Below are 712 nucleotides of genomic sequence, written 5' to 3'. Positions count from 1 at the left end.
ACCGATCAAATTATTTTTGATCAATTCAACTTTGATCTTTCAAAAGATCAAATTTTTTGATCTCAAGAATCCAATATTTTTAATATTGTTGATGCCTTTTGCAGGTTTTATTTTTATTCGTTATGATAATATGCAAATTAAATTTTATCAAATTAAACAACTTTTGACTTTAACTTTTGTTGTATTGCTTGCTTCATCTACTGTAATCACCCCGATGTCGATCTCAAAATCTTATTGGGGATACGCTTTTGCGGAAATGGATAACAATACAGAAATTATTTCACAATCTACAAACTCTGATTATGTAATCCAAGAAAATCTTAGTGATGTTTTATCTAAAGATAATAACAATACAGAAATTATTTCTAAATCGATAAATGCAATTCACTTTCAGCTGATTCAAACATGTCAATTTCTGATATGCTAAGCGTTACACTATCAAAATTCTTAGGCGACACTACATCTGATACATCTAATTCACTTTCAGCTGATTCAAGCATGTCAATTTCTGATTCGTTGACAGTAATTCTTACACGTGGATTTTCTATTGACGATGCAAAGCTAGCCTTGAAATTTGATTCTCTTGTAAATGGAACTGCTTCAGGCAATGCCAAAATCTCTGAGAATTCTTTGAAACTAGATGGTGATCTTGATTTTATTGATATCAAAGATAACTCTACTAACAACTTTCAAACTCTAACTGTTAGTGCAT

At 30.2% G+C, this 712-nt stretch carries 2 protein-coding genes; both read left to right on the top strand.

Going from position 1 to position 712, the window contains the following annotated elements; translation table 11 throughout:
• Positions 1-427: hypothetical protein (locus BG20_RS12980; RefSeq protein WP_010189985.1), on the top strand; the 427-nt coding region annotated here is incomplete at its 5' end.
• Positions 406-712 (top strand): hypothetical protein (locus BG20_RS12975; RefSeq protein ID WP_010189984.1); only part of this gene is annotated, 307 nt, incomplete at its 3' end. The genes BG20_RS12980 and BG20_RS12975, both read left to right, overlap by 22 nt.

The organism is Candidatus Nitrosarchaeum limnium BG20, assembly GCF_000241145.1.
Taxonomy (GTDB): domain Archaea; phylum Thermoproteota; class Nitrososphaeria; order Nitrososphaerales; family Nitrosopumilaceae; genus Nitrosarchaeum; species Nitrosarchaeum limnae.
Note: the sequence above shows the minus strand (reverse complement) of the source record. Positions and strands in the feature narration are given on the sequence as shown.